A 20,254-nucleotide genomic window follows, 5' to 3' on the forward strand; every position below is an offset into this window, starting at 1 on the left:
CTCAGCGGCCCGCCGTGAGCAGGCCGGTCTCGCTCGTGCCGGAGTCGTCGACGGATGCCTCGGCCGTGCGCGGCTTGCCTCCGTTGCCGTCGACCGACGCCTCCGCCTGACGCGGCTCCGCCCCGTGGCCGTCGGCGGCGCGCGCGGCCTCGACCGCCCAGAACACCGCCTCGGGTGTCGCCGGGGAGGCGAGCTCGACGCTGCGTCCCTGCGGGCCGAACGCCCCGACCGCCTGCCGGAGGGCCTCGCGGGCGCTGAAGGCGAGCAGGAGCGGCGGCTCACCGACGGCCTTCGAGCCGTACACGGCACCGTCCTCGCGGGCGTCGTCGAAGAGCCGCACGTGGAACTCCTCGGGCATCTCGGACAGGCTCGGCAGCTTGTAGGTGCTCGCCGACGGGGTCTGCAGGCGGCCGCGGGCGGGGCCGTCGCCGTCATCCCACCGCAGCTCCTCGAGCGTCAGCCAGCCGACGCCCTGCACGAAGCCGCCCTCGACCTGCCCGAGGTCGAGCCGCGGCGACAGCGAGTCGCCGGCGTCGTGCACGATGTCGACCCGCCGCAGCCGGTAGGCGCCGGTGAACCCGTCGACCTCGACCTCGGTGGCCGCGCAGCCGTAGGCGAAGTACTTGAAGGGCGACCCCTGCTGGCGGTCGGCGTCCCAGTGCAGGCCCTCGGTGCGGTAGTAGCCCGCGGCGAAGAGCTGCACGCGCTGCAGGTAGGCGGCGGCGACGACCTCCGCGAACGTCAGACGCGGCCCGGTGCCGCCGAGCGCGAAGACCTCGCCGCCCGAGAACCGCACGTCGCGCTCGTCGATGCCGAGCAGGCGCCCGGCGACGGTGGCGAGCCGGCCGCGGATCTCCTCGCACGCGATCTTGATCGCGCCGCCGTTGAGGTCGGCGCTCGACGACGCCGCCGTGGCGGAGGTGTTGGGCACCTTGTCGGTGCGGGTGGGTGCCAGCCGAACCTGGTGCAGCTCCACGCCGAGAGCGGTCGCGGCGACCTGCAGCATCTTCGTGTGCAGTCCCTGCCCCATCTCGGTGCCGCCGTGGTTGATGAGCACCGAGCCGTCGCGGTAGACGATGACGAGCGCGCCGGCCTGGTTGAAGGACGTGAAGGTGAACGAGATGCCGAACTTCACGGGGGTCATCGCCAGCCCGCGCTTGCGATCGGGGTGGGCGGCGTTGAACTGCGCGACCTCGCGCAGCCGGGCGTCGAGGTCGCTCTCGGCGCGGAGCTGGTTCCAGATGACCGAGATGCGCTCGGCGTCCTTCACCGGCTGCCCGTAGTGCGTGGACTGCCCGGGGCGGTAGAAGTTCTTCTCACGCAGCTCGAGCGGGTCGAGCCCCAGCACGGGAGCCGCGCGGCCCAGGATGTCTTCGATCAGGAACGAGCCCTGCGGCCCGCCGAACCCGCGGAACGCGGTGTTCGACGGCTTGTTCGTCTTCGCCACGCGTCCGTGCACGCGCACGTTCGGGATCCAGTAGGCGTTGTCGACGTGGCACAGGGCACGGCCGAGCACCGGCTCCGACAGGTCCAGGCTCCACCCGCCGTCCGACGTCAGCGTCGCCTCCAGCGCCTGCAGGCGGCCGTCGGCGTCGAAGCCGACGCGCCACGACATGTGGAACGGGTGCCGCTTGCCGGTCATCGTGATGTCCTGCGCGCGGGTGAGACGCAGCCGCACCGGGCGGCCGGTGAGCTTCGCCCCGAGCGCGGCGATCGCGGCGAACCCGTGCGGCTGCATCTCCTTGCCGCCGAACCCCCCGCCCATGCGCAGGCACTGCACCGTCACCTCGCTCGACGCGACGCCGAGCACGTGCGCCACGATCTCCTGCGTCTCGGACGGGTGCTGCGTCGACGATTCGACGAAGTACCGCCCGTCGGGCTCGCGCACCGCGAAGGCCGCGTGGGTCTCGAGCGAGAAGTGCTCCTGCCCGCCGCACTCGCTCACGCCCTCGAGCACGACGGCGGAGGAGGAGAGGGCGGATGCCGCGTCCCCGCGTTCGATCGTCAGCGCCTTGCCCTGGAACGACCCGGCCTGGATGGCCTCGGGCACCGTGATGAGCGACGGCAGCGGCTCGTACGAGACGACGACGGCGGCGGCGCCCAGCCGCGCCGCCTCCGGCGTCTCGCCGAGCACCCACGCCAGCGCGTGCCCGTGGAACATCGCCTCGGACGGGAAGAGCGGCTCGTCGTGCTTGACTCCGGCGTCGTTGACGCCCGGCACGTCGTCGGCGGTGAGCACGCGGACGACCCCCGGCACGGCGGCGGCCGGGGTGACGTCGAGCGTCACCCGGGCGTGCGCCGAGGTCGAGGCCACCGGCCACGCGGTGAGCACGCCGTGCGCGCGTGCCGCGAGGTCGTCGGTGTACACGGCGGCGCCGGAGACGTGCAGCGCGGCGCTCTCGTGCACGGCCGGCCGACCGACCACGGGGTTCTCGGGGCGATCGGCGAGCCCGCTCATGCCGGCACCTCCGCCGGATCGGATGCGGCGCCCGCGTGCAGGGCGAACAGTGCCGTGCCGAGCATCCGCGCGCGGTACGCCGCTCCGGCGCGGTGGTCGCTCATGGGCGTGCCCTCGCCCTCGAGCACGGCGGAGGCCGCCCGTGCCGTGTCGGCGTCCCACGGGCGTCCGATGAGCGCCCGCTCGGTGGCGTACGCACGCAGCGGCGTGGCGGCGACGCCGCCCAGTCCGATGCGGGCGCGCGCGATGATTCCGTCCTCGAGGTCGAGCGCGACCGCGACCGCCACCGACGAGATGTCGTCGAAGCGCCGCTTCGAGACCTTGTGGAACGCCGTGATCGAGTGGCCGGACGCGGGGATGCGCACCTCGCGGATGAGCTCGCCCGGGCGCCGGACGGTGGTGCGGTAACCCGTGAAGTAGTCCGCCAGGTCGACGGCGCGCTCGCCGCCGTCGGCGGACACGAGCACGACCTCGGCCCCGAGCGCGAGCAGCGCCGGGGCGGCGTCCCCGATGGGCGACGCGGTGCCCAGGTTGCCGCCGAGGGTGGCCCGGTTGCGGATCAGCCGCGACGCGAACTGGGGGAGCAGCTGCCCGAGGAGCGGCACGCGCTCACCGAGGGAGCGCTCGACGTCGGACAGCGCAACAGCGGCGCCGATGCGGATGACGTCGTCGCCCACCTCGACGGCGCGCAGCTCGGCCAGCCGGTCGATGGCCACGACGATCGGCGCGCGGGCGCCGCGCAGGTTCACCTCGACGCCCCAGTCGGTGCATCCCGCCACCGGGACCGCGGTGGGCTCGTCGCGCAGGAGGACGAGCGCCTCGTCGAGGGACGCCGGCCGCACGAAGCGCGCGCCCGCCACCTCTTCATCGGTGGCGACGGCCTCGGGCGCAGGCGCGTCGAGCCGCTCCCGGAGCGGGTCGCCGGGCTGCGGCATCCCGAGCGCGAACGCGGCATCGCGGATCGGGCGGTAGCCGGTGCAGCGGCAGAGGTTGCCGCCGATGGCGTGCAGGTCGAACCCGTTCGGCCCGTGCTCGGCGGTGGCCTCCTGCGGCGCGCGGTCCGGCCGGTAGAACTCGGCGGCCATGCTGCACACGAAGCCGGGCGTGCAGTATCCGCACTGCGAGCCGCCGGCCGCCGCGAGCTCCTCCTGCACCGGATGCAGGTCGTCGGGCGAGCCGAGCCCCTCGGCGGTGACGACCTCCTGGCCGTCCAGCGCGAGGGCCGGCAGCAGGCACGCGTTCACGGGCGTCAAGGACGTGCCGCCGTCTGGCGTCGGGGTGGCTAGCAGCACCGCGCACGCGCCGCACTCGCCCTCGGCGCAGCCCTCCTTCGCGCCGGTCAGGCCGAGGCCGCGCAGCCAGTCCAGCGCGGAGGCGTGCGGGGGCGTGCCGGCGAGCGGCCGGGGCCGCCCGTTGACTGTCACTGCGGTGTCACTGTTCGTATGGATGCCCGGAGTCTACGCCGCGCGACTGTCGGCCGACGGTGAGCGACGCCCCTCTGGACACGCCCACGGGGCAAGAGGATCGTTGCCGTGGGACACACACTGGGAGGTTGGCATGTTCACACCCGATCGGCCGTTCTCGAGCTTCGCCGTACCCGACATCGGCGCAGCCGCGGCCTTCTATCGCGACACGCTCGGGCTGAACGTGACCGTCTACGAGGAGATGGGCGGCGGCTTCACGATCGCCCTCCCCGGCGGCGGCCACGTGTTCGTCTACCCGAAGGAGGACCACGAGCCGGCCGTCTTCACCATCCTCAACTTCGAGGTCGACGACGTGGACTCCGCCGTCGACGACCTCAACGCGCGAGGCGTGGTGACCAAGATCTACACCGATCCGGACTACGGCACCGACGAGAAGGGCATCTCGCGGGGCTTCGAGGGCGGTCCCGACATCGCGTGGTTCCGCGACCCGGCGGGCAACGTCATCGCGGTGGGCGAGATGGCGCCGCAGATGCTGGGCGGCGCGGGCTGACGGCTGCGAGAGACGGATGCCGCGGCCCGCGGCATCCGTCATCCGTCACGGCAGCACCGGCCAGCCTTCGGGGCCCAGCGACCCGGCGGGGTACTCCTCGAGCGGCACGTCGCCGGCGCGCCAGGCGGCCAGCACGGGGTCGACGATGCGCCAGGACTCCTCGGCGGCGTCGCCGCGCACCGCGAGGGTGGCGTCGGCATCGAGGATGCCCGACAGCACCTCGCCGTAGGCCTTGAGCGCGCCCTCGCCGAGGTCGGCCCCGATCGTCGCGCGCTCGAGCTCGAACGGGTCGTCGCCGCCGTTGACGTTGAGCTCGAGGTCCATGTGGTCGGGTCCCAGCGAGAAGCGCAGGACGGATCCTGGCGCCTGGCCGACGAGCCCTTCCGGCACGTGGTTGACCCGGCGGAACGTCACGACGACCTCGCCCTTCTTCTCGGGGAGCGCCTTGCCCGAGCGCAGCGTGAACGGCACGCCCCGCCACCGCTCGTTGCGCACCTCGCACACGAGCTCCGCGAGCGTCTCGGTCTGGCGTGCGGCGTCGACGCCGGGCTCGTCCGCATAGGACGGCAGCTGCCGCTCGCCGATGGTGCCCGCGGTGTAGCGCGCCCGCCGCGATGCCGTCGCGGGATCGCCGCCCCACACGTGCGTCGCGCGCAGCACGGCCGAGGTGGCGTCGCGGAAGTCGCGCTCGTGCAGCGTCGCCGGCGGCTCCATCGCGAGGATCGCCATCACCTGCAGCAGGTGGCTCTGGATCATGTCGGCGAGGGCCCCGGCCCGGTCGTAGTAGCCGGCACGTCCCTCGAGCCCGAGCGTCTCGTCGTAGCGGATGACGACGGACTCGATGTGCTGCGCCGACCACACCGGTGCGAAGATGCGGTTGGCGAAGCGCACGCCGAGCAGGTTGAGCGTCGTCGACCGGCCGAGGAAGTGGTCGATGCGGAACACCTGCGCCTCGGGCACCAGGCGCTCCAGCGTCGCATTGAGCGCGCGGGCGGTCACCTCGTCGACGCCGAACGGCTTCTCGAGCGCGAGCACCGTCCCGTCGGGGATCTCGACGCCGACGAGCGCCTCGCACGCCGCCTTCGTGACGGCGGGCGGTACGGCGAAGTAGAGGGCGAGCCGGCCGTCGCGGTCGGACAGCAGGCGAGCGAGGTCGCCGGGGTCGGTGATGTCGGCGCGCTGGTAGGTCGTCTCGGCGATCGCGTCGAATGCCGCCGCGAATCCAGCCGACTCGAACGAGCGCCGCACGGTCTCGCGCCAGTGCGCGTCGTCCCAGTCGTCGATGCCGGCGCCGCGCAGCCGGATGCGGCGGTGCGGCTCGAGGGTGAGCAGCTGGCCGAGCGCCGGCAGCAGCAGTCGTGAGGTGAGGTCGCCCGAGGCGCCGAGGATCAGAAGCGTGGTCTCCGCCGACATGCGCCCACGTTAGCCAGCGACCGCTGCGCCGGGGGAGGGGCTGGCGGGTGCGCGGCTCCTATGCAACGGTGCGCGGCGGTCGTAGCGGACGTCAGCCGGCCCCGCGCCAGTCGCCCATATCCAGCCGGGGGCGGTGATGCACCCTGCCGGCATCGACGGGCGCGGTCTCGTGGCCGCCCAGTGCGTGCACCCAGGGCGGCTGATGGTCCATGGTCACCGAACCCGCGCCGGTCGTGAAGTAGGCGGCGACCGGAGGACTCGCCACGAACGCGGCCGCGAAGACGGCGGCACTGGGGATGCGCACCAGGGCATCGCGCGACATGAGGTCGCGCATGAATGAGGCGAACGCGAGCGGATCGTCGGATGGCGGCGTCTCCGCTCCCGGCGGCAGCTGCGACAGCAGCTGCCCGAGGATGTCCTCACGCTGCGCGGCCGGGAACCCGGCGAAGGCGGCCGCGTAGGCCTTGTCGGCGACGCTCGCGGGGACGTTCCCGAGCACGTAGGCGTAGCGCCCGATCTGCTCATCGTCGCTGAGGACGGGCTGTTTCTCGTGTCGCCATCTCATGACTCTCGGCTCCCGAGCGCCAGCGTACGCCGGACGCGACATTTCGTCGATGTCGGCGGGGCCGGTGCCGGCCAGCGCGGTCGCGCGTCGTCGCCGGACGAGCCGTGCACGGACCCCCGTGGACAGGGGGCGGGTCCGGGTCTAATGGGCCGCACCAAGCCCGGCAACGACGGAGCTGGCGAGGAAGGTCGGATCATGCGACGACTGCTCATCCTCGTGCTCGCTCTGGCTCTCGCGTGGGCCGGCACCGCACCGGCATCCGCGATCACCTTCGGCGATGAGGACGGTGACCTGCACCCCAATGTCGGCGTCGTCGTGATCGACCGGAGCGCCGGAAGCCCCGGACCCGACATCACGTGCTCGGGCACCTTGATCGCCGACTTCGTCTTCCTGACGGTCGCCCACTGCGTCGACGTGCTCGAGAGCGTCGGCCAGCCCTACTACGTCTCGTTCGAGTCGACGTATGACGAGGATGCGGCGGCACCGGCCGGGCTCATCTCGGGAACCGCGATCCAGCATCCGCTGTGGGGTTCGGGCCGGCAGGACGACACCCACGACATCGCCGTGGTGCTGCTCGACAGCGCACCACCCGGTGTCGTCCCCGCAGAGCTGCCGACCGCGGGCCTCCTCGACCAGCTCAACGCCAGCGGCGAGCTTCGCGACAGCACGTTCACCACCGTCGGCTACGGCGCCGTGCGCACCGACAAGACCGGCGGGCCGAACTCCGTAGAAGGCCGCGACGGCGTGCGTCGCTACGCGCTGCAGAGCTTCCAGTCGCTGAGGCCGAACTCCCTCGAGCTGTCGCAGAATCCCTCGACCGGCGACGGCGGCACCTGTTTCGGTGATTCGGGCGGGCCGCATTTCCTGGGCGGCGTCGACAGCAGCCTCGTGGTCTCGACCACGGTGCGCACCGACCGCTGGTGTCGGGCCACCAGCCAGACCTACCGGCTGGACACCGAGTCAGCCCGCGACTTCCTGGGTCAATACGTGACCCTTCCCTGACCGCGAATCACCAGGCGTACGCCTCCGGAGCGATGCCGGGGCCGGGCCAGAGGGTGTCGAGCCGCTCGAGGACCTCGCTGGTGCGGTGACTGGGGACGCCGACGATTCACGGCTGCCTTAATTCACGAGGGCCTGTATCTTTGGCGCCGTGCCCGTTCTCACCGCCACGCTCACCCACACCGCCGCGCTCGCCAGGCTCGGGTCGGCGCTTTCCGACCCGACGCGAGTGGGCATCCTGCTGGCGCTGCGAGACGGCTCGGCGTACCCGTCGGATCTGGCGGATGCGCTCGGGGTGTCGCGGCAGGTGATGTCGAACCAGCTCGCCTGCCTTCGTGGTTGCGGTCTCGTAGAAGCCTCTCCGGATGGCCGGCGCAGCGAGTACCGGCTCGCCGACCCGCACTTGGCGCCGGCGTTGAGCGAGCTGCTTCAGGTGGTCCTGGTCGTCGAACCGGACTGCTGCGACGGGGAAGGGTGCTCCTGCGCATGAGCGCGACTGCCCTGAGCGCCGACCGTCGGCGTGTGCTGCAGCGACGGATTCGCTGGATCGTCTCGGCCACCATCTCCTACAACGTGGTCGAAGCGATCGTCGCGATCACCGCCGGCAGCCTCGCGTCGTCCGGCGCCCTGATCGCGTTCGGGCTGGACTCGACGATCGAGGTGCTCTCCGCCGCGGCGGTCGCGTGGCAGTTCACTCGCCGGGATCCGGAGCGCTGGGAGAAGCCCACGCTCCGTGTCATCGCCGTCGCGTTCTTCGCCCTCGCCGCCTACGTCATCGCGACGTCGCTGCTGGCGCTGCTGAGTCGGGCCGAAGCGGAGCACAGCACGCTCGGGATCATGATCACCGCTCTCAGCATCGTCGTCATGCCGTTCCTGTCTCTCGCTGAACGTCGCGCGGGGCGCGAGCTCGGCTCCGCCACCGCGGTCGCCGACTCCAAGCAGACGCTGATCTGCGCCTACCTGTCCGCCGCCGTCCTGATCGGGTTGCTGCTCAACAGTCTCTTCGGCTGGTGGTGGGCCGACGCGCTCGCAGGCCTGGTCATCGCCGGCTTCGCCATCCGCGAGGGCGTCGAGGCTTGGGGCGGCGACGCCTGCGCTACCTCCGTGGGCATGATCCTCGAGGGCGACGACGCCGAGCACCGCGCGTGACAGGTCGGCTCCGCGACGCAGCACGTTACGGTCGCGGCGAGCGGACGCCGCGGCGACGACTATTCTTAGATCCAGTCCATCAAACCACCGAACGGGTCGCGCACGTGCTTCGAACCATGCTCAAGTCCAAGCTGCATCGCGCGACCGTGACGGGCAGCGATCTCAACTACGTGGGGTCGATCACGATCGACGCCGACCTTCTCGCGCTCGCTGACATCCTCGAGAACGAGCAGGTTCACGTGGTCGACGTGAACAACGGTGCGCGGTTCGAGACCTACACGATCGCGGGGGAGCGCGGTTCCGGAGTCATGCAGATCAACGGGGCAGCTGCGCGCCTGGTCCACACGGGCGACGTCGTGATCGTGATGTCGTACGCCCAGTACGAGCGCGACGAGTTGCTCCGCCACCGGCCTATCGTGATCGAACTCGGTGAGACCGATCCGTCAGCCGCTCCCAACACCACCGTTCGGGTGCTGACACACGCCGGATGACACGACCGCTGCGACGCTTCGCGCGGCATCCGCGGGCCCGTAGGCTCGCCACGATGACTACCGACACGCGCGAAATTGCAGCCAACGCGATCGTGTGGGCGCGAGCCCGCCTTGGCGACACGGACTACGCCACTCGTTGCCTTGCGTTCGTCGAAGACGCGATCGAACGCTCCAACGGCATCGAGATCTTCGGCGGAGACTACGCCGCGGAGTCCGCTCGACTGTACGGCTCTGCCGAGAACTCGGGTGTGCCCCCGCTGGGGGCGCTGGTCTTCTACGACGGCGTCGGAGACATCATGGGCACACGCCGGAACTGGGGTCACGTCGGCCTCAGCCTCGGCAACGGTCTCGTGATCCACGCATGGGATCGCGTCCGAATCGATGACCACCGCGCCATCGCAGCGCTGAGCCCGGCGCCGGGGTGGGAGCCGCTTTCGGCCGCGGGGTGGACGCCCTTGAGCAGGGTGCTCGAGAACAGCACACCGAAGTCCTATGGCGCCGAGGATCCCGCTGACGTCGCCGCGCAGATGCAGACCGCCCGTTTCTCACAGCACTGAGGCCGAACCGTCGCGCGGTGTTCCCATCCAGGCGACTCGAGCAAGAGCTCGCCCTGCCCCGGTTGTCGTGTCGGTGCCCGGAGCTATCCTCCCGTCATGGCCGACCGCGTGACCAAACCCGTGCTGCACGTCGACACGGTCGCGGATTGGGAGGCGTGGCTCGACTCGGACCCTGACCCGACAGGGGTCCGGCTGCGACTGCGGAAGAAGGCGTCGACCCAGCCCGGCATCACGTATGCCGAGGCGCTCGATGTGGCGCTGTGCTTCGGGTGGATCGATGGCCAGACGCAATCCCTCGATGCCGACTACTACCTGCACACCTTCACGCCACGGCGGCCTCGGAGCATCTGGTCGAAGGTCAACATCGGTCACGTGACCCGGCTGATCGAGGAGGGTCGGATGCGGCCGCAAGGCCAGCACGAGATCGACCGCGCGAAGGCGGACGGGCGTTGGGACAGCGCGTATCGGCAGAGTGATGGCGACCTTCCCGTGGAGTTGCAGGAGGCCTTGGACGCGGATCCCAGGATCGCCGAGGCGTTCGCGAGTCAGTCGGCGCAGAACCGGTTCGCGATGGCGTTCCGCGTGGCCAATCTCAAGCGGCCGGCGTCGCGAGCCGCACGCGTCGCCGAGTACGTCGAGATGCTCAAGCGGGGCGAATCCATCCACTGACGACCGCCCGGAGTGCGCTGCCGCACGCCGCGGACGACCGCCTATCGTGGGCGCGATCCGATCAATACGATGGGCGGGGGAGCGGCGAGGGATCCTCCACCGGGCGACGTCGAGCGAGCGCCTCGACGGATCGGAACGACAGCTCGAGGAGGTGGTGCGGCACTTCTCCGATCCGATCGGCGCCCGCCTCCGAATCACTCAGCGAGCGGGTGATCGGGGGCATGGTGGCAAGACGGAGTGGACGCAGCGCATTCGTCGTCTTCGCCGCGGTCGCGGGAGTGATCAGCGGGCTGGTGTTCCTTGCGGCTGCGGAGCTGGCGGCATTGCTGGTGGCCCGGGAGGCGAGTCCGGTGCTGGCGGTCGGGTCGTTCGTCATCGACGTCATTCCGCAGCCCCTCAAGGAGCTCGCGATCTCGACGTTCGGGGAGTACGACAAGATCGCGCTGCTGGTCGGGCTCGGTCTGGCGGTGGTGATCGCGTCGGCGGTAGCGGGCGTCCTGCAGTTCCTGCGGCCGCCGCTGGGGGTCATCGCGCTCGCCGTCGCGGGAGCGCTGTCGGTCGCGGCGATCGTGACGCGCGCCGGAGCCACACCCCTCGCGTTCGTCCCGCCCGTGATCGGGGCGCTGGCAGGATCCGTGGCGCTCTCACTCCTCTGCCGCCGACTCCGAGCATGGCAGCGCTCCGTTGCCACGCCGGCGGTCGCGGCCGAACCCAGCGATGACAGTGCGGCGGCGATCGACCGACGACGGTTCTTCGTGCTCGCGGGCATCGCCGGGGTGTCCGCGGTGGTGGTCGGCATCACGGCGCGGGCGGTGACCGTGGCGACGTCATCCGTCGAGGCCATTCGCCAGCGCTTGCGCCTGCCTGCGCCCCGGTCGTCGGTGACGATCCCCGACGGAGCGGAACTCGACGTCCCGGGCATCACACCGTTGTTCACTCCCAATGCCGACTTCTACCGGGTGGACACCGCGCTCACGGTGCCGACGGTCGACCCGGTCGCTTGGCGGCTCGTGATCGACGGCATGGTGGACCAGCGCGTCGAGCTCACCTTCGACGAGCTCTTGGCGATGGGGCTCGACGAGTACGCGATCACGCTGACCTGCGTGTCCAACGTCGTCGGCGGCGACCTCGTCGGCAACGCGATGTGGCTCGGCGTGCCGATCCGCGACGTCCTGCGCCTGGCGGGTCCGCAGGCCGACGCCGACATGGTGCTGTCTCGCAGCGTCGACGGCTACACCGCCAGCACCCCGCTCTCCGCGCTCACCGACGACGGACTGGACGCCATCCTCGCCGTCGGCATGAACGGTGAGCCGCTCCCGCCCGAACACGGGTTCCCCGTCCGCATGGTCGTGCCGGGCCTGTACGGCTATGTGTCGGCTACGAAGTGGGTGACCGAGCTCACGGTCACCACGTTCGAGCGGGACGAGGCGTACTGGACGCCACGCGGCTACAGCGCTCAGGCGCCCATCAAGTTCTCGTCGCGCATCGACACCCCGAAGATCGGCAAGACCGTCTCGGCAGGCCGCATCCCCATCGCGGGCGTGGCATGGGCGCAGTCGGTCGGCATCGAGGCCGTCGAGGTGCGCATCGACGACGACGAGTGGCAGCGCGCGACCCTGTCGACACCGATCAACTCCGACACCTGGGTGCAATGGGTCATGGAGTGGGATGCCGCGCCCGGCACCCACTACGTCTCTGTGCGTGCGATCAACAAGAACGGCGAGCTGCAGCTCGAAGAGCCTGCACCCATCGCGCCCAACGGATCCTCCGGCTGGCAGCGATCCCTGATCGCTGTGTCATGAGGCCGCATCCACCTCTCGCGATCGGATCGGGCCGCCACCGTCGACATCACTCAGAACGCGGCGCTATGGTTCCCCCTGTGGAGAAGGTAGCGACGAATGATCGGTTGACGATACCCGGCGCTGTCGCGCTCGCGCTGTCGACCGGAGCAGTGCTCTCGCTCTGGGCCTACCACTCGCTCTGGGTTCGGAATGCCGGAACTCCGGCCGCGCTGGACGCGACCGAGGACTTGGCCGTCCTCGCGTGGTTCGTCGGTTGGCTGCTGGTGACCTGCGCAGCCGGTGCAGCCGTGGTGCTCCTCGTCGCCGTGACCCGGCGGCTCGCCGCCCGGGTGCTTCCGTTGATCGACATCGTCGCGTTCGGGGCGGCGACAGTGCTCATCGTGGCTGCGGTCTCGCTCGCCCCTCTCTGGGGCACGGCATTCGCCGTAACCCAGTGAGCGCCGCTGACATCGCCGCCGTGACGGCGATGGTCGCCGGCGGGATCACGGTGGGGCTGATCGCGATCCTTCACGTGCTCGAGCCCGAGTACGACCCGTCCTGGCGGATGATCAGCGAGTACTCCCTCGGGCGTTACGGGTGGGTCATGCGCCTGGCCTTCGTCGGGATGGCCATCGGCCTGGCAGCGGCGTGCGTCGCCTTGTGGCCGTTCGGTGGCGTGTTGACCGTCGGCCTCGCCGCTGTCGCACTGGGCGCGCTCGGTGCCGCGTTCATCGACGCTGATCCGATCATGACTCCGCGAGCCGGTGCAACAGCCGCGGGCAGGGTGCACACGGTGCTCGGCGCAGTGTTGCTCGCGGGCTTCCCGCCTGCTGCGCTGCTGGCAGGGGTCGGGGTGGCGCCGGAGCTCGGCTGGACGCTGGCGGTCGCATCCGTTGTTCCGTTGGCCGGCCTCGTGTGGTTCCTCATCGCCCTTGCCCCCGCAGGGGGGCAGGGCGGCTCGCCGGAGATCCGCATCGGATGGCCCGACAGATTCTGCCTCCTCGCCTACCTGGCATGGGTGGTGCTTGCCGCGATCGGTGTCCTGTCCGTCATGTGATGCGACCGCAAGGCGCAGCGAGTCCGCCAGGCCTGGGCTCCTGAACGCAACGGAATCGAATCTGAACCCCCGCGTGCGGCCGATAAGGTGTCCGCGTGGAAGGGGAATCGGAGTTCCCGGTGTCGCTCGGGAAGGTCGCACGGCGTGCGCTCGCCGTACACGGGATCACTCGATTCGATCAACTCACTTCGTTCACCGCGTCCGACCTGCTCGAGATCCATGGTGTCGGCCCGAAGGCCGTGCGGATCCTCGCGGAGGAGCTCGACGCGCGCGGGCTGCGCTTCGCGACATAGCCGTGCCCGTTTCGAGGATGGCGATGAGGGATCCGCAGTCGACTACTTCGGCCGCGCACCGCCGCCAGCCCGATCGTTCGCCACCCATGAGCCCGCTGCCTTCGGCCCTGTGGACTCCCTCGCCTGAAGGGTGAAGTCGACCAGCACGCGTCGCGGGGCTGGGTGCTCGGTGGAGGTCATCTGCTCGGTGAGTGCGGCGACGGCGGTTTCGGCGATGCGTTGTCGGCCGAGGTCGACGGTGCTGAGGCTCGGGATGGAGTAGGACGCCTCGGCCGTGTTGTCGATGCCGATCACGGCGATGTCGCCGGGCACGTGCAGCCCGGCGTCATCGAGTGCGCGCATCGCGCCGAGCGCGAGGCTGTCGTTGAATGCGAAAACGGCATCGAACTCCGCGCCGCGATCGAGCAGCTCGCGCATGGCGGTGGCGCCGTTGACTTGGATCCATGGATCGGCCTCTGCGATCAGGTCGGGCTCGATCGGGATCCCGGCCCGTTCCAGCACCGTGCGGTAGCCGTCGAATCGCAGCGCCGCCGAACCCCGGGTGTCGGCACTTCGGGCGCCGATGACGGCGATCCGTCGTCGGCCGGTGAGAAGCAGGTGCTCAGTGGCGAGAGCGGCGGCGGCACGTTGGTCGGTGCTGACGTGGACCGCGGCGCCCCCGACCGGATGGTCGCCGAGAACGACGGTCGGCACCGAGAGCTGCACACTCTCGAGCTCCTCCGCACCGTGGTCCATCGGGTTCAGGATCAGCCCGTCGATGTGCTGAAGCCGAGGACTGTCGAGCAGCGCTCGTTCGCGAGCGGCGCTGCCGGTCCGCTCGATCTGCACGACGAGGCCGTGCTCCTCGGCTGCGGCGATGGTCGCCTCGGCCAGCTCCGCGAAATACGCGACGGAAAGGCTCGGAACGGCGAGACCGATGACCCCGCTCCGACCGGAGCGCAGGTTCCGCGCGGCCAGGTTGAGCTTGTAGTCGAGCGCTTCGATCGCGGCCTCGACTTTCTCGCGGGTCTCGACGGCTACGTAGGGGCGCCCGTTGATGACGTTCGAGACGGTCTTCGTAGACACGCCGGCCAGGCGGGCGACGTCCTGCATCTTGACGGTCACACCACTCTCCCTTCCGGAAGCTCATCGTACATCGATGTAATACCGCGAGCAGCGCAACTTGACGGGCGTGACGTCAGAGGCTCATACTGTCTCGTACATCGATTACCGACATCGATTACCTAACCCATGGATCATGCCGGCGATACCCGTCTCCGGTCGTCACGAAGGAGTGTCCCCCATGAAACGACCTCTCGGCCTCGCGGCGATGGGCGCCGCCGCCGCTCTCGCGCTGGCAGGCTGCACCGCCGCTGCGCCCGAGGAATCCGCCGGACCCGTAGAACTCACGTTCTGGCACGGCTACACCGAAGCCGATGGTGACGTGTTGCAGCAGATCGTCGATGATTTCAACGCCTCTCAGGACGATCTCGAGATCGAGACCGAGGTGAAGACCTGGGCTGTGATCGACGACACGCTGTTGCCCGCGCTGTCTGCGGACGAGGGCCCCGACATCGTGGCGATGCCGGCGGAGCGTCTACCCGTCTACGCCGACCGCGGCGCGTTCGTCGACCTGAGCGACTGGTACGGCAGTGCCGACAGCAACACCGAGGAGCTCAACCCGCAGGCCGTCGACATGGTCACCGTGAACGGGGCCCCCTACGGCGTGCCCACAGGCTTCGTTCCGCTTTCGGTGTTCTACAACAAGACGCTGTTCGCCGCTGCAGGCATCGCGGGCTTCCCGCAGACCTGGGACGAATGGCGGACCGCGGCGACGCAGCTCACCGTGGATGCCGACGGCGACGGCACGCCGGAGCAGTACGGGCTCGCGCTTCCCGACCACGACACCGTCGCGAACGGACTGTGGCCGACGCTCTTCTACGGTGCGGGCGGCGATCTGGTGGAGGACGCGGAAACCGCCGTCATCGATTCCGACGCGAATCGCGAGGCTCTCGAGTACTGGGTCTCGGCCATCCGCGATGACAAGATCTCGCCGACCGGGCTCGACGGGATCGGCGCCGACGAGCTGTTCAGCTCGGGCAAGGCGGCGATGCACGTCGGCGGCCCGTGGATGGCGTCGATCGCCAAGGACAGCGGCATCGACTACGGCATCGCCGCGGTTCCCGCCGGGCCCGAGGACCAGGCGGCGTCCGCCATCGGCGTCGCGATGGGAGTCACCGCGCAGGCCGGGGAGGCCGAGACCGTGGGCGCCGAGGCGTTCTTCTCATACTTCTTCGACCTCGACGTCGCGGCACAGTGGTCGCTCGGCTCCGGATGGCCGCCACTGCGGACGGATGTCCCGGCCGATGCCGTCGCGGAGAACCCGGTCGTCGTCTCGCTCACGGAGATCGCCCCGACCAGCCGGGCGCTCCTGCCCGGCGTCGTCAACAGCGTCGACGTCCTCGACGCCGTGGACGACCTGACCCAGCGCGCCGTCGCAGGTGAGGACCTGGACGATCTGCTGCCCGTCGCGCAAGACGAGGTCCAGGCGGCGCTCCAGTAGCGTCCGCTGATCATCCGACCCCGATCGGGGCCGCGGCGCGCAGTCGGCGTCGCGGCCCCTGGAGAAACATGGCGACAATCACGCAGCGCCCGTATCGTCCGGCGCCTCAACTGGGCGGCAGGACCCCCGTCGGGTCGTCCAGGCGCACCTCCCTGATCGCGCTGGGGTTCCTCGCGCCCGCGCTCGTCATCCTTCTCGTCTTCGTGGCGTGGCCGATGCTGTCGGCGCTCCGGCTCTCGTTCACCGACGCCTCCGGTTTCGGGCAGGAGGAGTACGTCGGGTTCGACAACTACGTGCGCGTATTCACCGACCCCGACGTGCTGCAGGCGATGGGGAACACGGCGTATTACGCGCTCCTCTTCACGCCGACCGCCATCATCGCCGCTCTGCTGCTCGCGCTCCTGGTGAACCATCGGCGGCTGGCTGGGCGCGGTGCGTTCCGCACGGTGCTGTTCCTGCCGTTCATCGTCTCCCTCGCGGTCGCCGCATTCGCCTGGTCCTACCTCCTCGACCCACAGATCGGCTTGCTGAACCACTGGCTCCGCGCCTTCGGCATCCAACTCGGGAACGTACTGCAAGATCCGGCGCTGGCGATGCCGACGGTCGCGCTCGTCGCCGTGTGGAAGAGCTTCGGGTTCTACTTGGTGATCTTCATCGCCGGCCTGCAGGAGATCCCAGGCTCGCTGTACGAGGCTGCACGCGTCGACGGAGCGAACGCGTGGCAGCGGTTCAGGCACATCACGCTCCCCATGCTCAGCAATACCCTCGCCTTCGTCATGATCGTCGCCCTGATCGCGGCGCTGCAGGCCTTCGACCAGATCTACGTGATGACCGGAGGCGGCCCCTATGGAACGACGCAGACCGTCGTCATGGAGATCTACACGTCCGGGTTCAAGAAGCTCGAGCTGGGCTTCGCCTCGGCGCTCTCCTACGTGCTGCTGCTCATCACTCTCGTGCTCAGCCTCGTCCAGTTCCGATTCTTCAGTCGTCGAGAGAAGGACGCGCAATGACCTCCGTCACGACCCCGCCGGTCGCCGTCTCCACCCCGCCTGCCCGCAAGACCGGCCACCGCAAGACGGGGCGGGCTGCCAGCATCCTTCTCCTGCTGGCCGCGCTGGCCGCTTCGGCCCTCGTGCTGCTGCCCATCGCGATCATCGCGTTCACCGCGTTCAAGCCCGTCGCCGAGGTCAACGCCTATCCTCCGACGCTGCTGCCCGAGGTCTGGACCCTCGACAACTTCGTCCAGATCTTCGAAGAGCTGCCGTTCGCGCGGCTGATCGTGAACAGCTTCATCTTCGCCGGCGGAGTGACCGCGTTCGCGCTGCTGTTCGACTCCCTGGCGGCGTACGCGCTCGCGAGAATCGACTTCCGCGGCAGCCGTGTGCTGCTCATCGCGATCATCGCCAGCCTCATGATCCCGTTCCAGGCCACGTTGATCCCCATCTACCAGCTCGTCAGCGACCTCGGCTGGGTGAACACCTACGCCGGGCTGATCGCGCCACGGGCGGCCGACGCGTTCGGCATCTTCTTCCTGCGGCAGTTCTTCCTCTCGCTGCCGCGCGACCTCGACAACGCGGCCCGACTGGACGGCGCATCCGAGTGGCGGATCTTCTGGAACGTCGTGCTGCCGAACGCGAAGCCCGCGCTGCTGACGCTCGCGATCTTCACCTTCGTGAACAACTGGAACGACCTGCTCTGGCCGCTCGTGTTCACCACCGACATCGAGATGGGGACGATCACGTCCGGACTCACGCTGCTGACGGGCCCTGGAGGGATCATCCCCCAAGGCGTCATGATGGCCGGCTCCCTCATCGCCGTGCTCCCGCTCGCGATCATGTTCCTCCTCGTGCAGCGGCGCTTCATCGAGAGCGTCGCGTCGACCGGCCTGAAATGAGAGATCGATTGACTGACTGGTACACCGACGGTCCGCTCAGGTTCGGGCTCGGCATCGAGAACACGTTCGTTCCGCAGAGCGGGCCCGGTCTTCGACCCATCGACGAGTATGAGCTCACCGAGCACTACACGCGCTGGCGTGGCGACCTCGACCTCGCCGCCGGCGTCGGTGCGGAGTTCCTTCGCTGGGGAATCCCGTGGCATCGGGTGAATCCCGAACCCGGGCGCTGGGATTGGGGATGGACGGATCGGGTGATCGGCCGCATGGTCGAGTTGGGCATCCGTCCGGTCATCGATCTTCTGCATTACGGCACCCCGCTCTGGCTGGACGGGCAGTTCGCCGCACCCGACTACCCGCAGCGGGTGGCAGAATACGCGGTGGCCGCGGCCGAGCGCTACTCCGACCTTGTCACCGACTACACACCGGTGAACGAGCCGATGATCCATGTGCTGTTCTGCGGCGAATACGGCTACTGGCCGCCGTATCTGCAGGGCGAGGAAGGCGCTGCGCGGCTCGCGCTCGCGATCGCGAAGGGCTTCCAAGCGACCCAGCACGGCATCAGTGAGGTGCTGGGGGAGCGGGCGACCTTCGTGCACGTCGATGCTTCGCTGCGGTACGCCGGCGCGGTCGATGCACCTGAGCACCGTGAGACGGCCGAGCGGCTGCGGCACCAGGCGTTCCTCGTCGAAGACCTCGTCACGGGCCGGGTGGGGGCGGAGCATCCGCTGCTCGATCTCCTGCTGCGCCACGGCGCCGACGAAAGCACGCTCGACGATCTCGTTCGCCGCCCGGCCCATCCCGACATCATGGGCGTGAACTACTACCCCCGCCACTCGACCGAGGTCTTCGAGCCGGGCGTCCATCACCGCGGCGGCTTCGAGGACCCGCGGCCGACGCGCGACGACGGCCTGGCCGGGCTGTCCGAGATGCTCGTCGAATACGCGCGGCGGTACCAGGCGCCGGTCATGGTGACCGAGACATGCGTCACCGGGACCGTCGCGGAGCGGATCGACTGGCTCGCGGCATCCGTCGCAGAAGTCGAACGACTCCGCACCGACGGGCTTGCGGTCGTCGGATACACCTGGTGGCCGCTGTTCGACATGTACGAGTGGACATACCGGCACAGCTCCGGGCCGAAGTCGGACCATCAGCTGGCCATGGGACTGTATGAACTGGATGAGTCTGCAGGAGGTCTGCAACGCCGCCGAACGGCGGTCGCCGACGCGTTCGCGGCGCTCGTACGGCGGCGGGATGAAGGCTCGTGGGCACAGGCCGAGCGAACGATGGAGGGGCTGCGATGAGCGATGGCGCACAGGAGAAGTACGAGGCGTATCTCTTCGCCCACTTCGTGGGGGAGGACGGCCCCGACGCGGAGCAGGTTCACTTCGCCGTGAGCCGCGGCAACACGCTCAGCGAATGGGACATGCTGGCCGGCGGCGACCCGGTGCTGCGTTCGTCCGTCGGAACGGGCGGGATCCGCGACCCGTTCATCATGCGGTTGCGCGACGGTGAACGGTTCGTCATTCTGGCCACCGATCTGCAGGTATTCGGCATCGGTCACTTCCGCACCGCTCAGGAGCACGGCAGTACCGCGCTGCTCGTGTGGGAGTCGAGCGATCTGGTGACGTGGGACGGCCCGCGGCGTGTACAGGTGATGGCACCGGAACGGGCAGGCAACGTGTGGGCGCCCGAGGCCATATGGAGCGAAGAAGCGCAGACGTACGCCGTGTACTGGGCTTCAAACCTCTACGAGGAAGGCGTCGCCGAACGCCGCAACGCCGATAGCTACAACCGCATGATGATCGCGACGACCGACGACTTCGTCACCTTCTCGGAGCCGCGTGTCTGGATCGACGTGCGCCGCGCCGCCGGCTACGGGACGATCGATTCCACGGTGATCCGGCATGGCGGTGCCTACCACCGCTTCACCAAAGACGAGCGACCCGACGTGATGCACGTCTTCCACGAGATCAGCCCCGATCTGTTCCGTGCCACGACGGATGCCGTCGGATCGGCCTGGGATCTCGTCGCCGAGCGGATCGGATCGGATCACGTCACCCACGGGGAGGGGCCCATCGTGGTGCCCTCGAACACCGACGACCGCTGGTTCCTGCTGCTGGATTGGCCGCCATACGGCGGCGGCACCGGCTACGTCCTCTTCGAAACGGACGATCTCGGCTCAGGTCGCTGGGCGCGCACGGCGCAGAGTCTCCCGCCGCGGTTCCGCCACGGATCGGTCATCCCGATCACGGACGCGGAACGCCGGCGCCTGCTCGCCGATCTCCCACCTGCCGCCGAGCCAGCCGCGTCGTGAACCCGACGGAGTGATGCCGAAAGGACGGCATCGCCGGCTCTGTTCGTGCGCCGGTAGGAGTCGCGATCGACGGCGGGTCCCTCTCTCCTCCCAGACGC

At 69.7% G+C, this 20,254-nt stretch carries 21 protein-coding genes; 16 read left to right on the forward strand and 5 right to left on the reverse strand.

The features are described from left to right. Position 1: 1 nt before the first annotated feature. Entirely contained in the window at positions 2 to 2,458 is a 2,457-nt protein-coding gene (xdhB, locus tag ACZBH1_RS07270) for a xanthine dehydrogenase molybdopterin binding subunit (RefSeq protein ID WP_463645962.1), read from the reverse strand. Then, on the reverse strand, positions 2,455 to 3,882 hold the full coding sequence (locus ACZBH1_RS07275) for a xanthine dehydrogenase small subunit (protein WP_463645963.1): 1,428 nt from the start codon (positions 3,880 to 3,882) through the stop codon (positions 2,455 to 2,457). The genes xdhB and ACZBH1_RS07275 overlap by 4 nt, the downstream gene beginning before the upstream one ends. 133 nt (positions 3,883 to 4,015) lie before the next feature. Between ACZBH1_RS07275 and ACZBH1_RS07280 the strand changes: the two genes are divergently transcribed. After that, on the forward strand, positions 4,016 to 4,432 hold the full coding sequence (locus ACZBH1_RS07280; RefSeq protein ID WP_336394193.1) for a VOC family protein: 417 nt from the start codon (positions 4,016 to 4,018) through the stop codon (positions 4,430 to 4,432). A 45-nt stretch (positions 4,433 to 4,477) separates the two neighbouring features. On the opposite strand, the gene ACZBH1_RS07285 is transcribed toward ACZBH1_RS07280, so the two are convergent. Both ACZBH1_RS07285 and ACZBH1_RS07290 read right to left on the reverse strand, forming a co-directional pair. After that, complete coding sequence (locus ACZBH1_RS07285) at positions 4,478 to 5,845, reverse strand: glucose-6-phosphate dehydrogenase (RefSeq protein WP_463645964.1); 1,368 nt, start codon at positions 5,843 to 5,845, stop codon at positions 4,478 to 4,480. A gap of 91 nt (positions 5,846 to 5,936) precedes the next feature. Then, the gene (locus tag ACZBH1_RS07290; RefSeq protein WP_378878895.1) at positions 5,937 to 6,410 is read right to left on the reverse strand and encodes a hypothetical protein; all 474 of its coding nucleotides are present in this window, start codon (positions 6,408 to 6,410) and stop codon (positions 5,937 to 5,939) included. Positions 6,411 to 6,605: 195 nt separating this feature from the next. Between ACZBH1_RS07290 and ACZBH1_RS07295 the strand changes: the two genes are divergently transcribed. The 10 genes from ACZBH1_RS07295 (at position 6,606) to ACZBH1_RS07340 (ending at position 13,406) form a co-directional block, all read left to right on the forward strand. After that, positions 6,606 to 7,412 (forward strand): trypsin-like serine protease, encoded by an 807-nt coding sequence (locus ACZBH1_RS07295; protein WP_463645965.1) that lies wholly within the window; start codon positions 6,606 to 6,608, stop codon positions 7,410 to 7,412. Between the two features lie 148 nt (positions 7,413 to 7,560). Continuing rightward, positions 7,561 to 7,899: an ArsR/SmtB family transcription factor gene (locus ACZBH1_RS07300; RefSeq protein ID WP_463645966.1), complete on the forward strand. Its 339-nt coding sequence runs from the start codon at positions 7,561 to 7,563 to the stop codon at positions 7,897 to 7,899. Continuing rightward, positions 7,896 to 8,558 (forward strand): cation diffusion facilitator family transporter, encoded by a 663-nt coding sequence (locus ACZBH1_RS07305; RefSeq protein WP_463645967.1) that lies wholly within the window; start codon positions 7,896 to 7,898, stop codon positions 8,556 to 8,558. The genes ACZBH1_RS07300 and ACZBH1_RS07305 overlap by 4 nt, the downstream gene beginning before the upstream one ends. A gap of 104 nt (positions 8,559 to 8,662) precedes the next feature. Then, the gene (gene panD, locus ACZBH1_RS07310; protein WP_378878887.1) at positions 8,663 to 9,049 is read left to right on the forward strand and encodes an aspartate 1-decarboxylase; all 387 of its coding nucleotides are present in this window, start codon (positions 8,663 to 8,665) and stop codon (positions 9,047 to 9,049) included. A 53-nt stretch (positions 9,050 to 9,102) separates the two neighbouring features. After that, positions 9,103 to 9,606: an NlpC/P60 family protein gene (locus ACZBH1_RS07315; protein ID WP_452323670.1), complete on the forward strand. Its 504-nt coding sequence runs from the start codon at positions 9,103 to 9,105 to the stop codon at positions 9,604 to 9,606. A 96-nt stretch (positions 9,607 to 9,702) separates the two neighbouring features. Beyond that, positions 9,703 to 10,275, forward strand: a complete 573-nt coding sequence (locus tag ACZBH1_RS07320) for a YdeI/OmpD-associated family protein (protein WP_336394201.1) — start codon at positions 9,703 to 9,705, stop codon at positions 10,273 to 10,275. Positions 10,276 to 10,496: 221 nt separating this feature from the next. After that, entirely contained in the window at positions 10,497 to 12,077 is a 1,581-nt protein-coding gene (locus ACZBH1_RS07325; RefSeq protein WP_463645968.1) for a molybdopterin-dependent oxidoreductase, read from the forward strand. 104 nt (positions 12,078 to 12,181) lie between these two features. Next, positions 12,182 to 12,514 (forward strand): hypothetical protein, encoded by a 333-nt coding sequence (locus ACZBH1_RS07330; RefSeq protein ID WP_463645969.1) that lies wholly within the window; start codon positions 12,182 to 12,184, stop codon positions 12,512 to 12,514. Then, a complete protein-coding gene (locus ACZBH1_RS07335; RefSeq protein WP_463645970.1) occupies positions 12,511 to 13,113 on the forward strand; it encodes a DUF998 domain-containing protein in 603 nt (200 codons plus the stop codon). Before ACZBH1_RS07330 ends, ACZBH1_RS07335 begins: the two co-directional genes overlap by 4 nt. A 95-nt stretch (positions 13,114 to 13,208) precedes the next feature. Next, on the forward strand, positions 13,209 to 13,406 hold the full coding sequence (locus ACZBH1_RS07340; protein WP_336394205.1) for a helix-hairpin-helix domain-containing protein: 198 nt from the start codon (positions 13,209 to 13,211) through the stop codon (positions 13,404 to 13,406). A 42-nt stretch (positions 13,407 to 13,448) separates the two neighbouring features. Here ACZBH1_RS07340 and ACZBH1_RS07345 read toward each other — a convergent pair whose 3' ends face one another. Next, entirely contained in the window at positions 13,449 to 14,510 is a 1,062-nt protein-coding gene (locus ACZBH1_RS07345; RefSeq protein ID WP_463645971.1) for a LacI family DNA-binding transcriptional regulator, read from the reverse strand. 178 nt (positions 14,511 to 14,688) lie between these two features. Between ACZBH1_RS07345 and ACZBH1_RS07350 the strand changes: the two genes are divergently transcribed. The 5 genes from ACZBH1_RS07350 (at position 14,689) to ACZBH1_RS07370 (ending at position 20,156) form a co-directional block, all read left to right on the forward strand. After that, positions 14,689 to 15,948, forward strand: coding sequence for an ABC transporter substrate-binding protein (locus ACZBH1_RS07350; RefSeq protein ID WP_463645972.1), 1,260 nt, complete (start codon positions 14,689 to 14,691; stop codon positions 15,946 to 15,948). A 68-nt stretch (positions 15,949 to 16,016) separates the two neighbouring features. Continuing rightward, complete coding sequence (locus tag ACZBH1_RS07355; protein ID WP_463645973.1) at positions 16,017 to 16,958, forward strand: carbohydrate ABC transporter permease; 942 nt, start codon at positions 16,017 to 16,019, stop codon at positions 16,956 to 16,958. After that, the gene (locus ACZBH1_RS07360) at positions 16,955 to 17,842 is read left to right on the forward strand and encodes a carbohydrate ABC transporter permease (protein WP_463645974.1); all 888 of its coding nucleotides are present in this window, start codon (positions 16,955 to 16,957) and stop codon (positions 17,840 to 17,842) included. Before ACZBH1_RS07355 ends, ACZBH1_RS07360 begins: the two co-directional genes overlap by 4 nt. Beyond that, positions 17,839 to 19,143: a family 1 glycosylhydrolase gene (locus tag ACZBH1_RS07365; protein WP_463645975.1), complete on the forward strand. Its 1,305-nt coding sequence runs from the start codon at positions 17,839 to 17,841 to the stop codon at positions 19,141 to 19,143. Before ACZBH1_RS07360 ends, ACZBH1_RS07365 begins: the two co-directional genes overlap by 4 nt. Then, positions 19,140 to 20,156, forward strand: a complete 1,017-nt coding sequence (locus ACZBH1_RS07370; protein ID WP_463645976.1) for a glycoside hydrolase family 43 protein — start codon at positions 19,140 to 19,142, stop codon at positions 20,154 to 20,156. The genes ACZBH1_RS07365 and ACZBH1_RS07370 overlap by 4 nt, the downstream gene beginning before the upstream one ends. Positions 20,157 to 20,254 lie beyond the last annotated feature (98 nt).

It is taken from the genome of Microbacterium sp. ZXT2-5, assembly GCF_055329545.1.